This window comes from Variovorax palleresanus, from assembly GCF_051144945.1.
Classification (GTDB): Bacteria; Pseudomonadota; Gammaproteobacteria; order Burkholderiales; family Burkholderiaceae_C; genus Variovorax; species Variovorax paradoxus_S.
Genome location: NZ_JBJNVP010000002.1, coordinates 4,688,850 through 4,711,930, shown reverse-complemented (window position 1 = coordinate 4,711,930; position 23,081 = coordinate 4,688,850). Strand labels below are relative to the sequence as shown.

Genomic DNA, 23,081 nt, shown 5'->3' with positions numbered 1-23,081 from the left:
GCCGGTCTCCGCTACGGCCAGCGCGCTTATTCGGCTTCGATGCCGGCGGCCTTCACGATGCGACCCCACTTCTGCGACTCGGCCGTCTGGAATTTGGCGAGTTCTTCAGGCGAGGTGGTGAACACCTCGGTGCCGGTGGGTTCATAGAAAGCGGTCTTGGCGGATTCGCTCTTCGCAGCCTTGACAAGCAGTTCGTTGAGCCGCTTGACCACGGCCGGCGGCGTCTTCGCGGGTGCATAGGCCGCGAACCAGTAGCCCATCTCGTAGCCCTTCACGCCGGCTTCCGAAATGGTGGGCACATCAGGAGCCAACGGCGAACGCGCGGCGCTCGAAACACCCAGTGCGCGCAGCTTGCCGCCCTTCACCTGCGGCAGGCCGGTGGCCGCGTCGGTGATCATCATGTGGATCTGCCCGCCCAAGAGGTCGGTGACGGCCAGCGTATTGCTCTTGTAGGGCACGTGCAGCAGCTTGATGTCGGCCATCTGCTGCAGCAGCTCGCCCGCCATGCGGCTCGACGAACTGCCGCTGCCGAAGCTGTACTTGCCCGGCTCTTGCTTGGCCAGCGCCACGAACTCGGCCACGCTCTTGGCCGGGAACGACGGGTTCACCACCATGATCTGGCCGCCCTTTCCCAGCGCCGTGATGGGCGCAAAGTCTTTCACCGGGTCGTAGGGCAGCTTCTTGAACAGGTGCTCGTTGGCAGCATGCGTGGTGTTGGTGGTGATCAGCACCGTGTAGCCGTCGGCCGCGGCCTTGGCCGCCTGCTGCGAGGCGATGAAGCCGCTGGCCCCGGCCTTGTTGTCGATCACGACCGGCTGCTTCGTTTCGGCCGTGATGCTGTTGCCCAGCGCGCGCGCGATCTGGTCGGTGGCCGTGCCGGCCGCGAAGGGCACGACGAAGGTAATGGGCTTTTCTGGAAAGGCCTGCTGCGCGTAGCCCAGCAGCGGCGCCAGGGCCAGCGCGGCGGCCGAGAGGGTCAGGGAACGTCGTTTCATTGTTTTGTCTCCGGGTGGATGGATAGGGAAAAAAGAGGCAGCCGCTACGGCCCGGCCAGGAGGGGCGCCAGCGAGCGCGGCACGCGGATGGGCATGTCGAGCAGCAGGAACGACAGCGCCTTGCCATGCGCATCGAGGTTCAGCGCATCGTTGACGCCGCCGTCGAGCACCGCGTCGAGCACGAAGTTCATCGCGTGCAGCCGGGGCAGCAGGAAGCGCTGCACCCTTGCGGGCGCGCGGTGGCGGAACTGCATCGACACGCTTTCTGGCGTGAGCTGTTCAGCGAGCAACGGGTAGAGATCCGGATGCCAGGCGATCACGCTGATGTTGGAGCGGTCGCCCTTGTCGCCCGTGCGGCCATGGGCGGCACGGTACAGCGGTACTTCGATCATGTCTGCCGTGGTGTTCGTGTTCATGCGAGGGCCTCCGCGCCGAGCAGTTCGAAGCGCACCGGCACCGCTTCTCGCGGCAGCAGGCAGGACAAGGTGTTGAGCCGTGGCGTGAGTGCGGTGCGCACCCCGCCGCCGCCCGCCGGCCCGCAGGTGTAGAGCGCCATGACTTCGCGCGCGAGGCGCTCGGCCTGCCCGCGCTCCGCATGCGTGGCCGCCACGCGCAGGCGCACGTCGCAAAGGCCTGTGTCGGGCGTGTCCGCGAGCATGCGGCCGGCGTCGTCGCCCAAAATGCTCAGCGCGCCGATCAGGTCCACGCGCAGCGCGAGCCCATCGAGCCGCTTGCGAAGCACCTCGGCCGCGAGCCGCGCACGCGCCTCGGCACGCGGCCCCGCGTAGGAGATTTCGCCTTCGGCGAGCCAGCCGCCTTCATGGCAGACATTGACCTTGTAGTGGCTCGGCCGCGCGTGGCCGCGCACGCCGGAGAGCGCCACGCGATCCGCCACGCCCGGTTGCTGCTTCACCTCGGCCTCGGCAATGTCGGCCACCACGTCGGGCGTGAGATAGGCGCTCGGGTCGTGCACCTCGTACAGCAGCTGCTCCTTGACCGTGGCTTCGCTCACGAGGCCGCCGGTTCCGTCGGCCTTGCCGATGGTGCAGTTCCCGTCGGCATCGATCTCGGCGATGGGGAAGCCCACCGCTTCGAGGCCCGGCACCTCCTTGTAGCCCGGGTCGGCAAAGTAACCGCCGCACACCTGCGCGCCGCACTCGAGCAAGTGGCCCGCCATGGTGGCGCGGCCCAGCCGGTGCCAGTCGTCCGCTCGCCAGCCGAAGTGCGACATGGCGGGGCCGACGGTGAGCGACGGATCGGCCACGCGGCCGCACACCACGATCTGCGCGCCGGCGTCGAGCGCGGCGGCAATCGGCTCGGCGCCGATGTAGGCGTTGGCGCTGACGATGCGCAGCCCCTCCATCTGCGCGCCGAGCGTTTCATGCAACAGCGCGCGGTGCTCGGGGCCGGAGAGATCGTCGCCCTCCACCACCGCAATGCGTGGCGCGGAGGCGCCAAGCTCGCGCGCCATGCGCGCGATGTGGCGGGCTGCGGCGCGCGGGTTGGCCGCGCCAAAGTTGCTGACGATGCGGATGCCGTGCGCCAGGCAGCGCGCCAGCACGGGGCGCAGCATCGCGTCGAGCAAGGGCTCGTAGCCGGCGTCGGGGTTGTCGCGGCGGCGCAGCTGGGCGAGCGCGAGCGTGCGTTCGGCCAGGGTTTCGAAAATCAGGAAAGCGCGCTGCCCGGCCGGCCCGCTGGCCAGCCGCTCGATCAGCGTGTCGACCACCGGCCCGGCGGCATCGGTGCGGTCGCCGGAAAAGCCGGCCGCGCAGCCGATCAGCAATGGAGGCGGTGCAATGGCATTCATGGGGGCCGACTTTAGGCAGCCCACCATCATCCGTAAAATCGAAAATTCGGATCAATTGATCCGAATTTCAGATGACGCGCAGACGCTCGTCGCTCACTGCTCCAACCGGATGCCGCGCCTGGCGATGATCGCGCCCCACTTGCGGCCCTCGCTGTCGATGAACGACTTGAATTCGTCCGCCGACCCGCCGCCCGCCACGAGGCCCTGGTTGGCCAGCAGTTCGCGCACGGCCGGCTCCTGCAGCACCGTGTTCACATCGGCATTGATGCGGCGAACCACCTCGGGCGGCGTGCCGCTCGCAGTGAACAGGCCGTTCCACGCCAGTGCCTCGAAACCCGGATAGCCGGCCTCGGCCACCGTGGGCAGGTCTTTCATGAGCTCGGATCGCCCCGCGCTCGTGACCGCGAGCAGCTTGATGCGCTTGCCCTGCACGAGAGGCAGCAGCGCGGGCGCCACGGTGAACAGCGCCTGCGTGTCGCCCGATGCCACCGACAGCCCCGCGGGCGGCGACCCCGCATATGGCACGTGCACCGCGTCGATGCCGGCGACGCTGCGAAATAGCTCCATCGTGAGATGCGAAGAACTCCCCGCCCCCACCGACGCATAGCTGAACTGGTGGCCCTGCTTCTTCGCCCAGGCCACGAACTCCGTCAAGTTGTTTGCCGGATTGCCGGCCTGCACCGCCAGCACGTTGGGCTGCGAGGTGGTGAGCACGATCGGCACCAGGTCGCGCGCGGGTGCATACGGCATGCGGCTGTACATGTAGGGGCCGAAGGCGATCGGCCCGTTGAAGCCGATGCCCAGGGTGTAGCCGTCGTTCGGCGCCTTGGCGACGGCGTCCATGCCGATCAGGCCGCCCGCGCCGGGCTTGGTCTCGATGACGATGGGCTGCTTCCACATGGTGCGCAACCGGTCGGCCAGCGTGCGCGCGATGAGGTCGAGCGAACTGCCCGCCGGCGCGGGAACGATCACGCGCACCGGCTTCGTCGGCCATTCCTGTGCCGAGGCGCCCGCGGCCATCGCGCATGCGAGGAGGAAGATGGCGAGCTTGCTCTTGTTCATTTCAGTTCTTGCTTGACCCCGAGACATGTTGTCCACCCTGCTGCACCAGCGCCGGGCCGGAGGGCATCGGGAATGATGTAGCCAAACGGCATATCGGGGTTTATGTCTGTTTTGCGTAACATTGATGAAACTCTTTCGAGATTTCAGCGCCACTCCTGTGGGGCGCACGTGACCCGCATGGATGATCAGGGAATGGTCGTCGCTCCAAACGGCCGCTGAAAACACCTCACGCCATGGCAATCCGTCCCCGCGCGATATTCACCATCTGCTCCAACAACTACGTGCCGATGGCGAGGGTGTTGCTGGAAAGCGCAAAACGCCACCATCCGGAAGCCGAGGTTTACCTGTGCCTTGCCGACGAGGCGCTGCCAGAGGCCGGTTTCTATCCGGGGCAATGCGAGCTCATTGTGGCCAAGACGCTCGGCATTACGAACTTCCGAGAGTTCGCGTTCCGCTACGACATCATGGAGTTCAACACGGCCATCAAGCCGTTCATGATGCGGCATCTGCTCGCGCGCGGACACGAGTCCGTGGTGTACCTGGACCCTGACATCGAGGTCTTCGCCCCGCTCGAACGGGTGTTCTCGCTGCTCGACGAAGGCGCCTCCTTCGTGCTCACGCCGCACCTCACTCAACCGCTGGAGCAGCCCAACTTTCCGAACGATCTCGGGATCATGCGCGCGGGCGTCTACAACCTGGGCTTTCTCGGGGTGGGCGCTGGTGAGGAAGCCGACCGGATCCTTCGCTGGTGGTCGCGGCGCCTGCAGTATGAATGCGTCAACGAGCCGGATCGCGGCATCTTCGTGGATCAGAAATTCATGGACCTGGTGCCGGGCTTCGCGGAAGGCGCCCGCATCCTGCGCGACACCGCCTACAACGTGGCGTACTGGAACCTGCAGCAGCGCACCCTCGGCGGGGCACCGGGCGACTGGAAGATCGACGGCGCGCCGCTTCGCTTTTTCCATTTCAGCGGTATCGACCCGTCCAACCCGAGGACCCTGTCCAAGCACACCGAGTCATTCCGTGATGACCAGCAGTCGCCGCTGCTTGGCGAGCTCTTGCGCCGTTATGCCGCCCAGGTGCTCGCGAACGGCCACGGCCGGGTCCCGAACGCCATTTACGCCTACGGGCGCTTTGCATCAGGCACGCTGCTGCCCGAGGTGGTGCGCCGGATGTTCCGCGACCGCCATGTCCACTGGTCCGGGGGCGATCCGTTCCACTCCTACGAGGAGTATCTGCACCTGCCGTGCGCACGAACCGCCGGCGCCGCATCCCGCGGGGTCACGAACCTGATGTCGTACCTGCACGAGCGCGAGCCCTGGCTGCGAGGCATCTACGATCTCGCAACGAGTGAAGGCGCAGGCCGCTACATCGACTGGTACGTCCAGAATGCGCGAACCATATTGAAGGACAGCCGGCTCGTCGCACCCGTCGCCTTGCGCGCCGGCGCTCAGGCGGCGCCCGGCCGCGGCCGGCGCCCGCCCGCAAGGCGCGGTGCGGAGCCGGACGCGGCGGTCATCGGCTACCTGCGCCTGGCACTCGGCGTTGGCGAGGCGGGCCGCCAGGTGCTCCGCACGCTGCGGCACGCCGGACTCGAGGCCCGCGGCCTGCCGATCCAATTCAACTCCATGTCCGCCGCCGTGGACAAGTCGCTGGAGCCGCTGTTCGACGACACGGCCACCGCCAGGGTGCAGGTCTTCAACGTCAACGCCGACCAGTTGCCGGCCGTCATCGCGCACCTGGGGACAGCCCTGCGGCCGGACGCCTACCGCGTGGCGATGCCTTTCTGGGAGCTGGAGCACTTCCCGGCGCCATGGCTGGCAGCCTTCGATCTGGTGGACGAAATCTGGGCGCCGACCCGTTTCATTCAGACCATGCTCGCCCGCAGGATCGGCAAGCCCGTGGTGCATATGCCGCTGCCGCTGGACTTCGAGGCCCCACCGGCCTTGGACCGTGCACGCTTCGGACTTCCGGAGCACGCATTCCTGTTCTTCTTCAGCTTCGATTTTCTTTCCTATGCCGAACGCAAGAACCCCATGGCCCTGGTGCGTGCATTCAAGAAGGCATTTCGCGATGGCGGCGCCCATCCCAACGTGCGCCTCGTGCTCAAGACACTCAACGCCGACATCGCGCCGGCACACAGCCAGGCCCTGCGCGACATCCTGCGTACCGACCTCGACCTGACCCTGATCGAACAGACGCTGACCCGCACCGAGACGCTGCAGCTGATCACTGCATGCGACGCGGTCGTATCCCTGCACCGCAGCGAAGGACTGGGCCTGCTGATTGCCGAAGCCATGGCGCTCGGCAAGCCGGTGATCGCGACCGACTACTCGGCAAGCGCCGAGCTGGTCTCCTCGGACACCGGCTGGCCCGTCGACTTCAAGCTCGTGCCGGTACCCGAAAACCAGTATCCGTTCCACCAAGGCCAGGTCTGGGCCGAACCTGACGAGAACCATGCAGCCTGGCAAATGCGCCAGGTGTTCCACAACCGGCGCGAGGCACAGCGTCGTGCCGATACCGCGCGCGCCATGCTGAAACAGCAGTTCAGTGCCGAGAACTGCGGCACACGCATGCGACTGCGCCTTCAAGAGCTGGAATCGGCCGGCCCGCCATTGCAGGCGTCGGCAATGGCCCGCGCGCCGGAGGAAGACCGTGCCGGATAAAGCGCCGCGCGAAGCGCAATCCGTGGTGGGCAGGCGCCCGAGGCGCTGGACCTTGATCGGCGATGTCGGCGGCGCACACAGCTATCACGTGGGCGACGAGGCCATGCTCGAAAGCAACGTGCGGCTGCTGCGCACCATCGACCCGGAGGCCACACTGCACGTGGTCTCCGCCGACCCTGCCTTCACCGCGGCAACGTATGAAGTCGAGGGTCTGCCGCGCCTGGGCTTCGACAACTGCGCATCGGACGAAGCGCGCGAAGCGCTGCTGGCAAAGCTTTCGCACGTTCACTGGACCAGCGAAACGCCCGGCGCCTTCGCGCGCATGGCTGACGAATCGGACGGCCTGCTGATCTCCGGCGGCGGCAATCTGCGAAGCACCTGGCCGAACTGCATCTATGAGCGGGTGGCCCTGTGCAGAAGAGCCTTGGCGAACGGAGCGCCGATCGTCGTCCTGGGCCAGACCCTCGGACCGGAGCTGAACGCGCGGCATCGCGAACTGGTGTCGGAGATCGTCCGCGCAGCGTGGTGGTTCGGCGTCAGGGAAGCGCAGAGCTTCACGTTCGCGCTGGAGCTCGGTGCGCGGCCCGAGCGCTTGTCCTACCAGATCGACGATGCGGCAGAACTCTGGAAAGAAGCCGCCGACACCGAGCCCGCCGCATGCCTGCCCTTCTCCGCGGAGACGCCGTGGATCGGGATCACGTTCCATCCATTCGTCGATCCGACGAGCGACGATCCATTGCTCGACCAGTTGGCCGATCAACTGGAACAGACCTCCGCGCGAACGGGTTGCCGGCTGGTGTTCATTCCGCATGCCAGGGCCGCCGCGACCATGGGCGCTCCCTGGTCCGACGAGGATGTGGGTCGGGCGCTGGCACGGCGCATGCGGTCGACGGTGCTTCACCTGATGCCGGTTCTCTCGGCGCGCCAGGTGGCCCGGCTGACCGGGCAGGCACAAATGATCGTGAGTTCGCGCTACCACCCGATCGTCTTCGGGCTGGCGCAGGGCGTGCCGTGCCTCGGCATCTGGGCCGACCTGTACACCCGCACCAAGTTGTGCGGTGCCCTGCAGCACTTCGACCGTGCCGACGATTCGTGCAGCCTCGAAGGCATCCGTGGGCAACAGCTGGCGCGGAAGCTGGCCGAGCTGTGGAACAACCGCGCGGCAGCGCGCGAGAAAATTCATGCGCTGGGCCTGCACAACGATGCGGACGAGCAGCGCCGTCGGCGTCAGCTCGTCCGGCTGGTCATGCAGCGAGCGCCGGTGGACACGCCGCAACCCGATCGGCTGGCCGGCATTCTGGCCACCGCCGTGCGCGAACCGGATGCCTTGACGGCGCCCTTCGGTTCGGGGGAACCGACCAGGGCGGCGCCGATGACCGAGGCGCTGCCGCGCCACGCGACTGCGGGCCGCGCGCAGCCCGCGTCACTCCATCTCAAAAAGGATCCAAAGATGCTGACCGACGCAGACTGGCAGAGTTTTTCGCGCGACGGGTTCCTGCACCTTGGGCAGGTGCTCGATGCACAACAGGTACAGGCGCTGCAGCTGCGTGCCGACGCTCTGGCCCTGGGCCAGATCTCGAATCCAGCGATCCAGATGCAGTACGACACGGGCGGCGACTACGAGGCGTTGCCCGAGGCCGTGAGCCAGTTCGAAGAAGGCACTCGCCTGTACCGGAAGATTCAAGGGCTGGAAACCGACGACCTGTTCGCAGCGCTGATCGACAGGCCGCTCTTTCGCGAGATTTGCGCGCACGTGTACGGCGCCCATGCGGCGGTGTCGATCTTCCGCGCCATGGTCATGAACAAGCCCGCAGGCCAAGGCACCTACCTCCCATGGCACCAGGACGGCGGCACGGTGTGGCAACTCGATCGCGACCCGCTGACGACCATCTGGGTTGCGCTCGACCCCGCCACCCGGGACAACGGCTGCATGGATGCCATCCGGGGCTCGCATCGCCTGGGCTTGCTGAGCATGCACGGCAGTACCTTGACCGAAGAGCATGTGCGCCAGTACTGCCATGAAGAGCTGAGCGTGCCGCTCGAGGTGCCTGCGGGACACGCAGTGCTTCTGCACAACTGGCTCATCCATCGCTCCGGCATCAACCCTTCATCCACGCCACGGCGCGCCTTCACCATGTGCTGCATGGATGCCCGCACGCGCGGCATCCTGACAGGCGATCATTTTCCGGTCGTGTTCGGCGAGCAGTCCTCCAAGCCTGATCCGTTTGTGCGCCAGCTGCAGCAGGAGCATGCCGCGCAGACCGACAAGGCCACCCAGGCCGAGGAATACGCATTGAGCCTGCGCGACCAGAACACCCAGCTCCAAATGTCGATTGCCGAGGCCACGAAGTACGCACAAAGCCTCGAAGCGCAAGCCGCAACCTTGCAGCAGCGCAGCCTCGACCTGGAAGACGCACGCGAAGAGAACCGCCGGCTCGCGAACGCGGTGGCGCAAATGCGTGGGGAGATGCTTGCATTGAACCGCGCGCTGGACGCCGCGGTGCAGCCGTCCCATGCTGCGCAGGCCGCGCAGGCCGCACAGGTGGAACAGGCAGCACAGGCTGCACACGCGCTGCAAGAGGAACTGAACACGCTGAGGGTTCATGCGGAACAGCTGGCAACGTCCATGCAGGCCGTCTACGACTCGAACTCGTGGCGCGTCACCCGCCCGCTTCGCGCAGTGTTCGGGATGCGGCGCAACCAGCGATAGCGGCCACGCACAGGCATGATGCGGTCTACCAGATCGGCCCGGAGAGCCTGAGGACCTTCCTCTCGACCCGGCCGCTGGAACCGACGGAGCGGTACCCATGAAAGCACCACCACGCCTGCAGGCGCTGGTCAACGAAGGCCTGATCGACACGGTGGTACGCCAGCTGATGAGCGGCAAGGAAGCCATGGTCTACGTGGTGCGTTGCGGCGACGAGACGCGCTGCGCCAAGGTCTACAAGGAAGCCGACAAGCGCAGTTTTCGGCAGGCCGTCGACTACACGGAAAACCGCCGCGTGCGCAATTCGCGCGAGACGCGCGCCATGGCCAAGGGCACGCGCTTCGGCCGCCAGGTGACCGAGGCCATCTGGCAGAGCGCCGAGGTCGATGCGCTCTACCGCCTCGCGGCGGCCGGGGTGCGCGTGCCGGTTCCCTACAACTTCCTGGAAGGCGTGCTGCTGATGGAGCTGGTGACCGACGCCAACGGCGATGCGGCCCCGCGCCTGAACGACGTGGCGTTCACACCCGAAGAAGCCATGCAGCACCACGCCAGCCTGCTGAAGGAGGTGGTGCGCATGCTGTGCGCGGGTGTCGTGCACGGTGACCTGTCGGAGTTCAACGTGCTGCTGGCGGCCGACGGCCCGGTGGTCATCGACCTGCCGCAGGCCGTGGATGCGGCGGGCAACAACCACGCCAGGCGCATGCTGCTGCGCGATGTTGAAAACCTGCGCAACTTCTTTGGCCAGTTTGCGCCGGGGCTCCTTGGCACGCACTACGGCGACGAGATCTGGCACCTGTACGAGCGCGGCCTGCTGCGCGTCGAATCGATTCTGACCGGCACGCACGTGCGCGACACCGGGCCGGTCGACCTGGGCAACGTGCTGCGCGAGGTGGACGATGCGCGCGAAGAGGAAGCGGCGCGGCGCCTGCGCATGCAGTTGCCGCGGCTGTGAGGCCGGGCCTCAGGGCCGTTGGTTTTTCAACTCGCGCAGTTGCTCCTCGGCATGCTCGAGTTCTGCCCTGAGCAGCCGGATGTCGTGCTCCAGCTTGTCGATGCGCGCCGCACGGCTCTGAGGCGGTTCCGCCCCCTGGCAGCGCGTGCGAAGCGCGGCCAGTGTCTCGGCGAGTTGCCGCCGACACAGCATCTGCCCCCTGGAGCGCGCCAGGTCCATGTCGCGCTCCAGCGCAGCTTCTTCCGCATGGCAAGAAGTGCCCCCCGCCGGTTCCGCAGGTTGCGCAGGCGGCGTGGATTGGGCGAAGGCGGGCATTGCCAGGGCCAGCGCAATGACGGGGAGGCAGCGTTTCACGCACGGCTCCCGTTGCGGTCCTGAGGGCCACCGTGCCGATCGAATTTCATTGCGACTCCCGTTTGTTGGCGGTGCCAGGGTCCGCTTTGCCTGATTCTGTCCCAGGTCAGGACGTAAGAAGGCCCCTCACGCCAGTTCCTCCACCCGCAGCGCGGTGACTTTCCCCGCGACCGAGGGATGTGCCTGCAGCGCGTGCAGCGCCAGGTCCATCGTGCCCTGCTGCACCGGCTGCGTCAGCACCAGCACCTGCGGGCCCGAGCCGGGCTGCGCAGCAGCAGCCAGCGTCACCTGGCGTACCGGCACCTGCTGCTGCACGAGCCAGCCCGAAACCGCCTCGATGTCGCCGGCGGCATGCACGGGCACCCGCAGGTAGTGCGATGAGCATGTCGCGGCACGAGGCAGCACCGGCAAGGCGCGCATCGCGTGCGCATGAAACCCGAGGTGCGGCACGCGCTGCGCCGCATGGGTGCCGTCGAGCCGCGCCACGTCCACCAGATCGGCGATCACCGCCGAAGCGGTCTGCTCGGACCCGGCACCCGCACCGTAGTACATGGTGACGCCGGCCGCATCGCCCTTGACCATGACGCCGTTCATCGACCCGTTCACATGCGCCATGAGGTGCGACGCGGGCACCAGCGCGGGCTGCACGCGCAGCTCCATGCCCTCTTCCCTCCGGTACGCCACGCCCAGCAGCTTGATGCGAAAGCCCAGCTGAGCGGCGCAGGCCACGTCCATCCGCTGAAGCGACGTGATGCCTTCCACCTGCACGTCGGCAAGCCGCACGGAGGTGCCGAACGCATTGGCGGCCAGCAGGGTGAGCTTGTGCGCGGCATCGATGCCCTCGATGTCGAAGGCCGGATCGGCCTCGGCATAGCCCAGTGCCTGGGCCTCTGCGAGCGCGGCGGCAAAGTCCAGGCCTTCGTCCTCCATCTTGCTCAGGATGAAATTGGTGGTGCCGTTGATGATGCCCGCCACCCACTCGATGCGGTTGGCCGTGAGGCCTTCGCGCAGCGCCTTGACGATGGGGATGCTCACCGCCACGGCGCCCTCGTAGGCCACGGCCACGCCATGCTGCCGGGCTGCGGCAAAGATCTCGGCGCCGTGCACCGCCAGCAGGGCCTTGTTGGCCGTGACCACGTGCTTGCCGTGCGCAATGGCGGCCAGCACCCAGTCGCGCGCCGGGCCGGTGCCGCCAGCCGCTTCCACCACCACGTCGACGTCGGGGTGCGTGGCCAGGCGCAGCGGGTCGTCCGTCACCGGAACAGTGCCGCCCACGATGCTGGCGGCGCGTGCCAGGTTGCGTGCCGCCACCATTACCAGTTGGATCGGCCGGCCCGCGCGTCCCGCGATGTCGGCCTGGTTGCGCGACAGCACCCGGAACGTGCCCGCGCCGACGGTGCCGATGCCGATCATGCCCACGCGCAGTGCGCGAAGGGCCGCAGGACGGCTGGGCAGGGGTTCGAGTGACTGGACTGGATCGCGGTACATGGAAATCTCCGGATGAAAAAACAAAAAACCCAGCTGCCAGAGCTGGGTTCATTCATTCGGAGAAAGAGCGATACACCAGGTGGCTGCCGAAACGGCCACCTGCGCGTGCTCAGGGGGCCGCGGTGGTAATGGTGGTAATCATTCGTGCAACCAACGCCCCGTTCGCCCGCGCGAAGGCAGGCGACGTCAGGCGGGCCAGCGAGGCTGCGCAGACGGTGGTGGGGAAGAAATGGCACGGCATGAAGCAGGGAGTGTACACAAGACCCATCTGGCGCAGGGGACTTCCCGCGCAAGACCCGCGGAAATACGGGGAGCAGGCCTACACATCTCTGCCCGCAGCGAGCCTAATGTCGTGAGAAAAGAACTGCATCATCCAGGAGGCAGCATCATGAAGAGATTCTTCCTAGAGCCCCGCATGCGGGCGAGCTTCGGCGGCGCTTTCTACCCCACTGGCTATTCGATGGTGATGTTTCCGAGCGCGGAAGACGCCAACCGCATCGGCCACAAACTGATCGAAAACGGCGTGAGCGGCGACGAGATCTACCTGCTTCCCGCTGCCACGATCCTGGAAGAGATCACCCCCACCGTGAGGGAAGCCGACGATCCGCTGCCCTCCGCCGGCACCGATGCGGCCACCGTGCGCGCCTACACCCAGCTGGCGCGCGAGGGCCACACCGGCCTCCTGGTCAGAACAAAAAACGAAGAAGCCGCCAATCACCTGATGGAGGTGGTGCGCACCGTGCCCTATTCGATCGCGCAGCGCTATCGCACGCTGGTCATCGAAGACCTTTGACTCCCCGATCCGGCGGCAGCGGAGGCCGCAGCAGCCACGGCGCGCCGCACCACGTCGCGGGCCATGGCCTGCGCCAGTTCATGTTCGCCCAGAAAGACGGTTGCGGTCGTCTCCTGCGTGAGCAGCCGGGCTTCATCTTCGTTGTGGCTGCGGATCACGGTCTCGATTGCCGGATTGAGCGTGCGCGCGATTTCCATCATCTGGCGCGCGTTGATGGCGTCCGGCGTTGCCACCACCAGCACCCGGGCGCGCGCAATATGTGCCTGGATCAACACCGAAGGATCAGCCGCATCGCCCCACACGGCCGCCACCCCGGCTTCGCGGAGCTTCTCCACCAGTTCGCGGTTCTGCTCCGCCACCACATAAGGAACGTCGTTCGCCTCCAGCTCGGACGCGATGCGGCGCCCGACCCGGCCGTAGCCCACCAGCACCACCTGCCTGGAGAGGTACCTGGCTTCGGTGGTTGTGGGCAATTCGGCCAGCGGATGGTCGCGCGATTCGAGTTTCGCCGCAAACGGAAGACGGGCATGCAGCCATTTTTGCAATGGCACGATCAGGCTGAACCACAGCGGATTGGTGGCAATGGAAATGAGCGCGCCGGCCAGAATGAGGCTCTGGCCTTCGACCGGCAGCACGCCAAGCGATACACCGAGCCCCGCAAGAATGAACGAGAACTCCCCGATCTGCGCGAGGCTCGCGCTCACGGTGAGCGCGGTGCGCAGCGGATAGCGAAACGCCAGCACCAGCGCGCAGGCGGCAAGCGACTTGCCCAGCACGATCACGGCCACCACCGCCAGCACCTGCAGCGGGCGTTCGATGAGCACCGAAGGATCGAAGAGCATGCCCACGGACACGAAGAACAGCACCGCGAAGGCGTCGCGCAGCGGCAGCGATTCCTGCGCGGCGCGGTGGCTGAACTCCGATTCGCGCATCACCATGCCCGCGAAGAACGCGCCAAGCGCAAACGACACGCCGAACAGTGCTGCCGATGCGAAGGCGATGCTCACGGCCGCCGCTATCACGCACAGCGTGAACAGTTCGCGCGAGCCGGTGCGCGTGACTTGCCAGAGAATCCAGGGGAAGGCCCGCCTTCCGACCACCAGCATCAGCGCCACGAAGCCTCCCACCTGCAGCAGCGTGAGCCCGAGCGTCTGCCACAGAGGGTCCGGCGCGCCGCGCGCCGGATCGCCGACAGTCCCGCCCAGGGCGCCCGCAAGCGGCGGCATCAGCACCAGGACCAGCACCATGGCCAGGTCTTCGACCACCAGCCACCCCACGGCAATGCGGCCCGTGAACGAGTCGAGAATGCCCAGGCTCTCGAGCGCCCGCAGCAGCACGACCGTGCTCGCCACCGACAACGCCAGGCCGAAGACCAGCGCCTCGCCCCAGGACCAGCCCCACCAGAGCGCCAGCGCGCCGCCGAGCAGGGTGGCCACCGCGATCTGCGCCAACGCGCCCGGCAGAGCGATCTTGCGCACCGCCAGCAGGTCGTCGAGCGAAAAATGCAGGCCCACGCCGAACATCAGCAGCATCACGCCGATTTCGGCCAGTTGCGCCGCAATGCCCGCATCGGCCACGAAGCCCGGCGTGAAGGGCCCGATGATCACGCCCGCCAGCAGGTAGCCCACCAACGCCGGCAGCCGCAGCCGCACGGCCAGGAAACCGAACACGAGCGCCAGGCCCAGGCCGGCGGCAATGGTGTTGATCAGGGAAACGCTGTGCGGCATCGTTCCATTTTGCAGGAGCGATGTATTTCCCTTGCCCTGCGCCGACAAAAACTTCAGGACCGTTTCAGCCACGTTCCATTCGTTGAAGGCACAGCCTTCAAATGAAAAAACCCGCCGAAGCGGGTCTTGTCGATCGGGTTCCGGTCGGCAGCGTCAGTGCATGTGCAGGCCGCCGTTGACCGAGAAATCGGCCCCGGTGCTGTAGCCGCCCTCGTCCGTGGCAAGCCACGAGATGATGGAGGCAATTTCGCTCGGTTCGCCCAGGCGCTTGACCGGGATGGTGGCCACGATCTTGTCGAGCACTTCCTGGCGGATGGCCTTGACCATGTCGGTGCCGATGTAGCCCGGGCTCACGGTGTTGACCGTCACGCCCTTGTTCGCCAGCTCCTGCGCCAGCGCCATCGTGAAGCCGTGCATGCCGGCCTTGGCCGCCGAGTAGTTGGTCTGCCCAGCCTGGCCCTTGGCACCGTTGACCGAGCTGATGTTGATGATGCGGCCCCAGCCTTTTTCGACCATGTCGCTCACCACCTGCTTGGTGACGTTGAACATGCTGTTGAGGTTGGTCTCGATGACCGCGCTCCAGTCTTCGGGCGTCATCTTCAGGAACATGCGGTCCCGCGTGATGCCGGCGTTGTTGACCAGCACGTCGATGGGACCGTGCGCAGCCTTGGCGGCCGAAAACGCCTCGACGGTGGATTGCCAGTCGCCGACATTGCCGACCGACGCATGGAACTCGAAGCCCAGGGCCTTCTGCTCGGCCAGCCATTTGGCATGGTCGCGCGTGGGGCCGCAGCCTGCGATGACGGTGAAGCCGTCCTTGTGCAGACGCTGGCAGATGGCAGTTCCGATGCCACCCATGCCTCCGGTGACATATGCAACTTTCTTGCTCATGAAATTTTCCTTGATGTGTACGAAGCAAAAGCCTGAACGGCCACCTTCACTCTAGCGAATTTCAAGCCACCCATCGCTGAGGAAAACACTGAGCCAAGCTGGCAAGCAGCTGTCAATGCAGGGCCGATGTGCAACCATATGCATGAGTCTGTACCTTCTTGCGCATCAAGGGCGCCTTCAAGGAGTTCGAAAGTATGAGTTTGCGGGCTCTCGATATGGCGCGCCGGTCACCCGGTCATGCTTGACGTACCGGCTCCCGATTTCCAGGAGACTCGAAGGGTTTTCGACCTGCAGCTCCATCGAATGAAGACCTGAACGCTTGGGTGCCCAGCACCGCCAGGTAAGGTAGATCGTCGCCACATCCGAGGTCAGGTCCACATGGATGCCGTCGAGCATCAACGCCAATGAGGCGGTGGTTCCGTCATGCCAATGCGCAGTGGTCGACAGTTGCACGCCAGGCAGCCAGACCTGGATGTGGGTATGGTCCGGGTGCATGTGGAGGAGCTGCAGTTCCTCGTCGCCAGCCAGGCGCTCCCGGTGGATGAGATCCGGCGCTGCGTACTGGTAGAAGCGGTAGTCGAAATCGTCGGGCAGCAGCGGATGCTTCTCTGCGAGCCAGGCATCGTCGTAGGTGCCTGCGTACTGCTGCCGGGAACGCCAGACCGGCGGAAGCGGAGCGAAGCCCTGCGGCACATGGTCATGGCGACGCCAGTCGAGCACAGGGTCGGCGGGGTCCTCGATGGAAGGCGCGGCGATGTCGGCGTCCGCGGGGCTGTGGTCGGCATCGACGATACCGCGACCGATGGGGTTGAAGCGGTGGACGTCGATGGGCGTTTCTTCGTCGCCCGTTCCAGGGATCGGGCCGCCGAAGGCCTGGCACCAGCCGAGCGAGACGGCCCTGGCGGGGTGGGCTGGCGAAAGCGTCCAGTCCTTGCCGGTCGATCCGCTCTTTTCGCCTTCGACCGCGACGGGTTGCCACGCCCTCGGGCCATGGACGCGCACGACCTTCTCGAGCCTGCCCAACCGCACGCCCGTGATCCATGACTGCGCCTGTGCGCCACGCGGTGCCCAGCTCGAGCCCAGGATCGTCAGGTCGGCGGCGGGCTTGAAGGGGACGAGGTCGCAGGTGCGCACCAGCAGCCCGCCGGCGGGATCGCCCTCGTAGCGATCGGCGAGCTCGACCTCGTCCTGCCGCGGCGCGAGCACCAGCGGCGCGTCGGGCACGACATGGAAGGTGCCGCGCACCGAGAGCACGGCCATGTCGGTGCCGTCGCGGTGGAACTGCGAGAAGGCAAGAGCAGAAAAGGGCGTGCGGTTCTCAAGCGTGGGGGCCATGCCGGGTCCTGGGCAGTGGAAGGCTGCAAGGCAATGCCGTCATTGGCGCAGCAGGGTGAAGATGACGCGATCGTCTTCGCGCCGGATGTCGAAGAGCTGGGCCGGGAGCGAGGCCACCGCCTCCTGCACATTGACGATCGCCGCGGGGTCGTCCGTCACGAGGACCACGACCTGCCCCGGCATGCTGCGGACCACGGCCTTGCGCAGCCGCAGGATGGGCACCGGGCAGCGCGTGCCGCAGGCATCGACATGAACGACGTCGCCGGCATCGGGCGCCTCCGGCACCGGCCGGGCCGGCAGGAAGGGCGTGCCCGGTGGATCCGCTGGCGTGTTCGTCACGCGACGCCCGCGCCCAGTGTGCGGAAATCGGGCATCGCAACGATGCGCTGCAGATGCAGGTGCTCGATGCCCGCCAGCGAGGCCTTGAAGCCGACGCCGACCACGCGGCCGTCGGGCAGGTAGTGAACGATGCGCCGATGACCGTCGCGCGGATCGCCCGGGCGGCCGAGGGCCGTGTCGTTCGAGAGCTTGCGCCTCGCGCCCTGGGGAGTCTCGCGGCCGGCATCGAGACCGAAGGGCAGCGGAAGCCTGGCCGCATCGATCTCGAGTTCGTAGAGCACCCACGCCTGCGCATCGGCGCCCGGGGCGCGAGCGGCGAAGGGGTAGTGAAGCGTCATCTTCACGCCGCGCGACAGGCTGGCGTAGTCGGCCTTGCGATTGGGCTTCGACGGTGGGCACTCGGCGGGCGTCAGTTCGGCCCAGGTCGCGAACTCCGGCAGCCATGCGGCCAGGCCGCAGCAGCCGATGCGCTGGGCCGCCTCGCCCACCCAGTCCACGTCGCGTTTCCACAAGGCCATCGGGCCTACGCGATCGGCGGGTTGCCCGGGAACGGAATGCGCTCCCACGCCTGGCCGTCGAAGCGTGCGATGTCCGCATAGCCAATGGACCACAGCACGCCGTCGACCACCTGCAGCACGTGGCCGTCGCGGTACTCGGGCACCAAGCCCGTCACGACGGGCTCGATGACTTCGTTCTCGCGGACGAACAATCCTTCGGGGGCCGCCAGGTAGACCTTGCCCGCGTAGATCTTCACGTCGCTGTAGTCACTGACGTTTTCGGTTCCGGAGACGTCGAGGAACCCTGTCTTCTGGTTTCCGCGCAGCAAGGTTCCGTCCTTACCGCAGACCCAGACGGTCTCGCGGTCTTCGACGCACAGGCCGTTGAGCTCGGCCGTTTCCACCTGGATCTTTTTCCAGGCGTCGCCCTCGCGAAAGAACAGCAGGCCCGCGTCGGTCTTCGAGTCCCAGCCCGCGGCATAGATTTCGCCCTCCCCTGCGCCGTCGACGGCGTTCATGAAGACGTTGTGCACGCCGTCCGGTTTCTGCAGAAGGCCATCGTCGATGTGCTGCCAGGTGCCGTCCTCCGCACGCCGGTAGATCTGACCCCCACCCCCGTAGACATGCAGGTGCTCGCCGATCTGGCGCGCACCCGTCAGATAGCCCCAACCTTCGGAATCGTCGTTCCACAGGCCGGAACCCACCACGCGCTCCATGACCGGACTTGCATCGAGCGGCAGGCGAAAGACATCGCCGTCCTCCGCGACCAGGGCCAGCGACGCGGCCGTTGCCGCGGAAGGGTGGAACGCCGCGCTGGCGCTGATGGTCAAGGGGAGATCGAAGTAATGCCATGGCACCTGCGCACCGGCATTGAACACGCAGACGCGGGCGAACCCCTCGAAGCGATCCTCCTTCTTCGAACAGGAAATGATCAGGAAGTCTTTCGTCGCCGCGACGCCGGTTTCGACCCTGAGTTCGGGTTTCTCGGGGGGGGAATCGAATTGCTCCATGGGTGATGCCTGGGTGGTGTGCCTATTTGGGCGGATTGAGGGGGCGGAGTTTTTCCCACGCCGATTCCAATGTCTGGAGTGCCTTGTCCTTGATCGCTTTCGGGGCCGTCTTGAAAGCGCGAGCCAACGCATCTTCGGGGACCTTCTTGAAGTATTCATCGGTCGCCGCTTCGAATTTTCCCTTGCAGTCCTTTTTCGCTGCTCCCAGCGCTTCGTAGGCGATCTGCTTGGCTTTTTCGAAGGACACCGTTCCGGCATCCCCGCCGGCGGCCTTGATTGCACCATCCATCAGTTGGTGCACGCGCGCATGCTCCTTCTCGGTCAGGCAGATCGCGGGGCCGTCGTCGAGCGAGGGAGCACCCGGCAGCCGCGCACCCGGCTCCCTGCGGGTTCCGAGCCGCATGATGTAGTCCGCAATGATGTGATGTGAATCCTGGCCGGGCGGGCAGTTGTTCTTGCCGTGCGCCCCGGGGTTGCAGGGGTCGGGCTGGCCTTCGACGCGTACGCCGGCCTCAGGAGCCGGATTCGCCTGGGGCTGCGAGGACTGCGAGGGCTGCTGCTGTTGCTGCTGCGCGCGCGTGCGCTCTTCGGCGATCTGGTCCTCGACGGCCTTGCGCACCTCCGCGTCGAACTTGTCGGAGCCCGTGGGCCACCACGAGTCGTACACGCTCGCCTTGTATTCGGCGAGATGGTCCACCGCCTGGTCGTAGATTGCCTGCTCCTGCGGCGTCTGCGGGTTGATGCCCTCCAGGACGCGCTTCGCCGCGGCCTTGCCGAGGATGAGGTTGTCGCCCGGCATCGGCGCACCCTGGACGATCCAGAGCAGGAACAGCATCTTGCCCGCCGCGCCGGCCGCCTTGCCGGCCATCCCCGTACTGCCACCGGGGCGGGGCATGCCCGCGGGCGGACGGAAGTTGTTGTCGTTGGCCGCTGGGCCAGGCTGGAAGGTCGGCGTCGGCGCCGGCCGCGTCTGCGGGATCGCGCCGGCGCGCGCGTCGCTGACCGTCGCGTTGGGCATCTGCTGCAACTGGGCCTGTGCCAGCAGGATCGGCTTTTCGCCCATCGTCGTGCGCACCAGGCTCGCATAGTCGGCCATGCTCGACGCGGGAATGAGGCGCGCCTTGCCGGTCTTTTCCTGGTCCGTCTCGTAGTAGTCGATGGCGGCGCCATCGGCCTGCGCCCGCGCCAGCAGCGCCTCGGCCTCGCTGTCGTCGATCGCGCTGGCGTCGGCGGCCGGCCAGTAGGTGCTGCGGTCCTTCTTGTAGTTCAGTTCGCCGACGGTGTTGCGCTTGTTCATCCAGAACGTGTCGCCGTCGCGCACCAACCACTGGCCGTTGACGCGGACGACGGTGGAGGCCGTCTTCGGCTCCGCGATGTCGCCGACCGTGCCCGACTTGATCCCCTTGGCCGCGCCCGGCTCGTCGCCCTTGACGTTCGTGACGACACTGTCGAACTTGAAGGCCTTGAGGCCCGTGAGAAACACGTTCTGCGAGGTGTTGGCATCGTCGCCGAGCTTGCCGGTGATCTGGTAGGGAATGGGCGGCGTCGAGGAGCCGATGGGCGTCTTGCAGACATCGGGCGCGGTGCACACCACGATCGCCTGGCCCACATCTCGCCCGCCCTCGGGCGGCGCTTCGCTCGCGGGCGTCTTCGGTGCGGGCTTGCCCACGATCACCGCGAGGCGCGCAATCCGGCCCGCGCCCAAGCCACCCGAGAGCGTGCCGCCCGGCGTTGCGAGCGAAGAAGCCGCCGATGCAGTGGCCTTGGGGTCCAGCGCCATGAACGGTGTCTTGTTCTTGAGGCCCGGGCCTCAGCAGAGGTCGATGACCTTGCCGTTGATCCGCACCGCGCCGGTGGCACGGAAGTCGAACTTGGCGCCGGTCAGCGTCACCTGTCCATCCTTCGTCATCTCGAGCCGGCTCTTGCCGACGGTGATGACAAGCTTCTCGCCCACGTCGAGCGAAAAGTCCTCGCCGATGGTTTCGTTCTTGCTCTTGCCCACGGCCACCGTCTGGGTGAGTCCGACCAGCGAGGTCTTCGCGATGCCGACCTCCTCCGACGAGGTGAGCGCCACGAAGCGATTCATGTTCTGCAGCACGGTCAACAGCTCGTTGGCCTTGATCGTCTCCATGCGGTTGTTGCCGATCGTGATGGTCTCGTCGTGGTCCACGGTCTCGGTGCGGTCATGTTTGACGTGAACCGTCTCGTCATGGTCGATGGTCTTGCTGCGGTCATGGCCCACCCAGTGCGTTTCGTCCTTCTCGACTTCGATGTCCTGGTTGCGCTCCGCATGTAGCCACACCTGCTCCTGCCCCTTCTTGTCCTCGAAGCGCAGCGCGTTGGCGTTGGCATCCGTCGCGCCTTCGGAGCTGCGCGTGAGCAGGCCGCTTTGCGTGGCGTTGTCCGGCAGCTTCCACGGCGGCATGTTGTCGGCGTTGTAGACGCGCCCGGTCACGATGGGACGGTCGGGATCGCCGTTCTCGAAATCGACGATCACCTCCTGGCCGATGCGCGGAATCTGGATCCCGCCGAAGTGGGTGCCGGCCCAGGGCGAGGACACGCGCACCCAGCACGAGCTGTTCTCGTCCTTGGTGCAGTAGCGGTTCCAGTGAAAGCTCAGCTTCACGCGGCCGTATTCGTCGGTCCAGATCTCACGGCCCGCGGGGCCGGTGACGATCGCTGTCTGCGGGCCCGTGGTGCGCGGCCTGGGCACCAGCGGTGCCGGCGCCCGGAACACCTTGCTGCTTGGAATCACCTCGAAATCCACGCGGCACTCGAACTCCTGCTGGTCGCTGGCATCGCCCACATCCTGCAGCCGCAAGTGGGCGCCGGTCACCAGGTACTGGCGGTTCGACTCGTTCTGGGGATGGCGCTCCAGCGTGAGCAGATACCCCGGCACCACCGCACGGAGATTGCCCGAGCCGCTGGCGCGCTCTCCCTGGCCACCGGTCTCTTCCATGCGCGTGCGCACGAGTTGCTCGCCTTCGGCCTCCACCACGTAGTCGCCCGGCCAGCCATAGCGTTCCCAGGTGTTCTGCGCGGTCTTGCGCGGCATGGCGCTGACCTGCTGCAACTCGGCCTTGGGGCGCTTGAAGTCGAAGTCGTCCGTGACCCAGCGGCCGCTTTGCAGCTCCTCGCAGGCATTGAAGCGGTCGCAACGTTCCTCGCGCACGGTGGCGTCGGCCGCATGGAAGGGAATGCGCTGGTAGCCCGCATGGGCGAAGGGCTGGTGCGACGCCATGTCGTCGACGATGACCAGCTTGTGATTGCCCTCTTCGTGCTCGAAGTAGAAATACAGGCCCCACTCGTGCAGCAGCCGCGCGACGAAGTCATGGTCGCTCTCGCCGTACTGCACCTGGAACTCGCGCGGCGGATAGCTGCGGGTGGCCCGCACGTCGAACGGAAAGCCGTACTTGCCGAGCACCTCCCGGGCGATGTCCAGCACGTTCTGGTTCTGGAAGATGCGGTAGTCGCTGGTGCGCATGGCCAGGGTGAGCCAGGGTTCGATCACGGCTTCGTACAGTGCGCGCCGGTTCTCCAGCCGCAGGAAGCGCACGCGCGTCACCAGGCCCGAGATGTGGCGCCGCTGCGGCCCCGCACCCGGACGCCCATCGAGCACGATGTGGGCGGTGAGGCCCTCGCCCACCAGTTGCTTGATGGCCACGTTGGCGGCCTGGCGCTCGTTGTAGCCGGGCTGCTCCGGCGTGGCCAGGGTCAGGGTGTAGCGAAACAGGCGGCTCAGCCCTTCATTGCCGTCGATGGCAATGGGCTCCAACGCCGGCTCGCCGCCCAGCGTCGGCATGGCGGACGACGAAATGCTGAGAACACGCGCAAGCTGCGCCGAGCCTGTTGGCATGAGATCTCCCTGAGTTGGCCCTACGGAAAGAGGCGTGGCCGGGATGCCCGGGACCTCATGCGCGATGAGGCCCTGGAGGCATCGAACGACGAGAGGCTCAGGCCTCCTTGTTTTCCTTGATGTTCCAGCCCAGCACGGTCTCGGCGCCCTTGCCGCCCTTGTCCGTCTGCTCCCAGTACTGCTGCTTGACCTTGGCGGCCTGGAACGCGAACTGCACCAGCACCGCATCGCTGCCCTGCTCGGCCGTGTACTGCACCGAGGTCACCAGCACTTCTTCCAGCGTGACGCGCGTGTATTCGATCTGCGAGCCCCCGGCCTTGCACACCGACACCTCGACCTTGCTCAGGTGCTTGCCGCTGGCGCAGTTCTTCATGACGGACGGGGCCGCCTTGTCGATGCGCGCAAGAACCTGCAGGTCGTTGAAGCTCGCCTTGCCCACACCGCCGCCACCGCCGCTGACCATGTTTCCAGGCTGCGTCGCTCCCCATGCAAACGACTTGATATCCGTCCAGTCCTTATGGTTCGAGTCCTTGGATTCGCCGTTTGCGCCCTCGACGCGCATGAACATGTCTACTGCCATGATGAATTCCTCCTGGAGTCCT

19 protein-coding genes are annotated in these 23,081 nt (G+C 66.5%); 4 read left to right on the top strand and 15 right to left on the bottom strand.

The genetic code is table 11. From position 1 onward, the window contains the following. Positions 1-26 precede the first annotated feature (26 nt). The 4 genes from ACJ7Z0_RS25945 to ACJ7Z0_RS25930 all read right to left on the bottom strand — a co-directional run bounded on the left by ACJ7Z0_RS25945 (position 27) and on the right by ACJ7Z0_RS25930 (position 3,864). Positions 27-995 carry a Bug family tripartite tricarboxylate transporter substrate binding protein gene (locus ACJ7Z0_RS25945; protein WP_434792131.1) on the bottom strand — a complete coding sequence of 323 codons (969 nt, stop codon included), beginning with the start codon at positions 993-995 and terminating at the stop codon, positions 27-29. A 44-nt stretch (positions 996-1,039) separates the two neighbouring features. Continuing rightward, on the bottom strand, positions 1,040-1,411 hold the full coding sequence (locus ACJ7Z0_RS25940) for an AtuA-related protein (protein ID WP_434792130.1): 372 nt from the start codon (positions 1,409-1,411) through the stop codon (positions 1,040-1,042). Next, a complete protein-coding gene (locus ACJ7Z0_RS25935) occupies positions 1,408-2,802 on the bottom strand; it encodes an acyclic terpene utilization AtuA family protein (protein ID WP_434792129.1) in 1,395 nt (464 codons plus the stop codon). Before ACJ7Z0_RS25935 ends, ACJ7Z0_RS25940 begins: the two co-directional genes overlap by 4 nt. 93 nt (positions 2,803-2,895) lie before the next feature. Continuing rightward, positions 2,896-3,864: a Bug family tripartite tricarboxylate transporter substrate binding protein gene (locus ACJ7Z0_RS25930; RefSeq protein ID WP_434792128.1), complete on the bottom strand. Its 969-nt coding sequence runs from the start codon at positions 3,862-3,864 to the stop codon at positions 2,896-2,898. A 233-nt stretch (positions 3,865-4,097) separates the two neighbouring features. Here ACJ7Z0_RS25930 and ACJ7Z0_RS25925 point away from each other — a divergent pair, with 233 nt between their 5' ends. The 3 genes from ACJ7Z0_RS25925 (at position 4,098) to ACJ7Z0_RS25915 (ending at position 10,189) form a co-directional block, all read left to right on the top strand. Then, positions 4,098-6,530: a glycosyltransferase gene (locus tag ACJ7Z0_RS25925; protein WP_434792127.1), complete on the top strand. Its 2,433-nt coding sequence runs from the start codon at positions 4,098-4,100 to the stop codon at positions 6,528-6,530. Continuing rightward, the gene (locus ACJ7Z0_RS25920) at positions 6,520-9,240 is read left to right on the top strand and encodes a phytanoyl-CoA dioxygenase family protein (RefSeq protein WP_434792126.1); all 2,721 of its coding nucleotides are present in this window, start codon (positions 6,520-6,522) and stop codon (positions 9,238-9,240) included. The genes ACJ7Z0_RS25925 and ACJ7Z0_RS25920 overlap by 11 nt, the downstream gene beginning before the upstream one ends. Positions 9,241-9,337: 97 nt before the next feature. Next, positions 9,338-10,189 carry a PA4780 family RIO1-like protein kinase gene (locus ACJ7Z0_RS25915; RefSeq protein ID WP_434792125.1) on the top strand — a complete coding sequence of 284 codons (852 nt, stop codon included), beginning with the start codon at positions 9,338-9,340 and terminating at the stop codon, positions 10,187-10,189. Between the two features lie 9 nt (positions 10,190-10,198). On the opposite strand, the gene ACJ7Z0_RS25910 is transcribed toward ACJ7Z0_RS25915, so the two are convergent. Together ACJ7Z0_RS25910 and ACJ7Z0_RS25905 are read right to left on the bottom strand one after the other, a co-directional pair. Continuing rightward, positions 10,199-10,543 (bottom strand): DUF1090 family protein, encoded by a 345-nt coding sequence (locus ACJ7Z0_RS25910; RefSeq protein WP_434792124.1) that lies wholly within the window; start codon positions 10,541-10,543, stop codon positions 10,199-10,201. Positions 10,544-10,669: 126 nt separating this feature from the next. Beyond that, a complete protein-coding gene (locus ACJ7Z0_RS25905) occupies positions 10,670-12,031 on the bottom strand; it encodes a homoserine dehydrogenase (protein ID WP_434792123.1) in 1,362 nt (453 codons plus the stop codon). 388 nt (positions 12,032-12,419) lie between these two features. Here ACJ7Z0_RS25905 and ACJ7Z0_RS25900 point away from each other — a divergent pair, with 388 nt between their 5' ends. Next, positions 12,420-12,824 carry a hypothetical protein gene (locus ACJ7Z0_RS25900; protein ID WP_431122521.1) on the top strand — a complete coding sequence of 135 codons (405 nt, stop codon included), beginning with the start codon at positions 12,420-12,422 and terminating at the stop codon, positions 12,822-12,824. Here ACJ7Z0_RS25900 and ACJ7Z0_RS25895 read toward each other — a convergent pair. From ACJ7Z0_RS25895 to ACJ7Z0_RS25855, 9 genes are all read right to left on the bottom strand, one after another. After that, positions 12,794-14,551 carry a cation:proton antiporter domain-containing protein gene (locus tag ACJ7Z0_RS25895; protein WP_434792730.1) on the bottom strand — a complete coding sequence of 586 codons (1,758 nt, stop codon included), beginning with the start codon at positions 14,549-14,551 and terminating at the stop codon, positions 12,794-12,796. The two genes, ACJ7Z0_RS25900 and ACJ7Z0_RS25895, sit on opposite strands and share 31 nt — an antisense overlap. Before the next feature lie 153 nt (positions 14,552-14,704). Further along, the gene (gene phbB / locus ACJ7Z0_RS25890) at positions 14,705-15,442 is read right to left on the bottom strand and encodes an acetoacetyl-CoA reductase (protein WP_431122525.1); all 738 of its coding nucleotides are present in this window, start codon (positions 15,440-15,442) and stop codon (positions 14,705-14,707) included. Positions 15,443-15,619: 177 nt separating this feature from the next. Continuing rightward, entirely contained in the window at positions 15,620-16,777 is a 1,158-nt protein-coding gene (locus ACJ7Z0_RS25885; RefSeq protein ID WP_434792122.1) for a DUF2169 family type VI secretion system accessory protein, read from the bottom strand. 39 nt (positions 16,778-16,816) lie between these two features. Beyond that, positions 16,817-17,116 carry a sulfurtransferase TusA family protein gene (locus tag ACJ7Z0_RS25880; protein ID WP_434792121.1) on the bottom strand — a complete coding sequence of 100 codons (300 nt, stop codon included), beginning with the start codon at positions 17,114-17,116 and terminating at the stop codon, positions 16,817-16,819. Continuing rightward, entirely contained in the window at positions 17,113-17,634 is a 522-nt protein-coding gene (locus ACJ7Z0_RS25875; protein WP_434792120.1) for a hypothetical protein, read from the bottom strand. The genes ACJ7Z0_RS25880 and ACJ7Z0_RS25875 overlap by 4 nt, the downstream gene beginning before the upstream one ends. A gap of 5 nt (positions 17,635-17,639) precedes the next feature. Then, a complete protein-coding gene (locus ACJ7Z0_RS25870) occupies positions 17,640-18,623 on the bottom strand; it encodes a beta propeller repeat protein (protein ID WP_434792119.1) in 984 nt (327 codons plus the stop codon). A 22-nt stretch (positions 18,624-18,645) separates the two neighbouring features. Beyond that, positions 18,646-20,403, bottom strand: coding sequence for a DUF4150 domain-containing protein (locus ACJ7Z0_RS25865; protein WP_434792118.1), 1,758 nt, complete (start codon positions 20,401-20,403; stop codon positions 18,646-18,648). A 30-nt stretch (positions 20,404-20,433) separates the two neighbouring features. Further along, entirely contained in the window at positions 20,434-22,479 is a 2,046-nt protein-coding gene (locus ACJ7Z0_RS25860; protein ID WP_434792117.1) for a type VI secretion system Vgr family protein, read from the bottom strand. A gap of 97 nt (positions 22,480-22,576) precedes the next feature. Next, positions 22,577-23,059, bottom strand: a complete 483-nt coding sequence (locus ACJ7Z0_RS25855) for an Hcp family type VI secretion system effector (protein WP_431122541.1) — start codon at positions 23,057-23,059, stop codon at positions 22,577-22,579. Between the last annotated feature and the right edge of the window lie 22 nt (positions 23,060-23,081).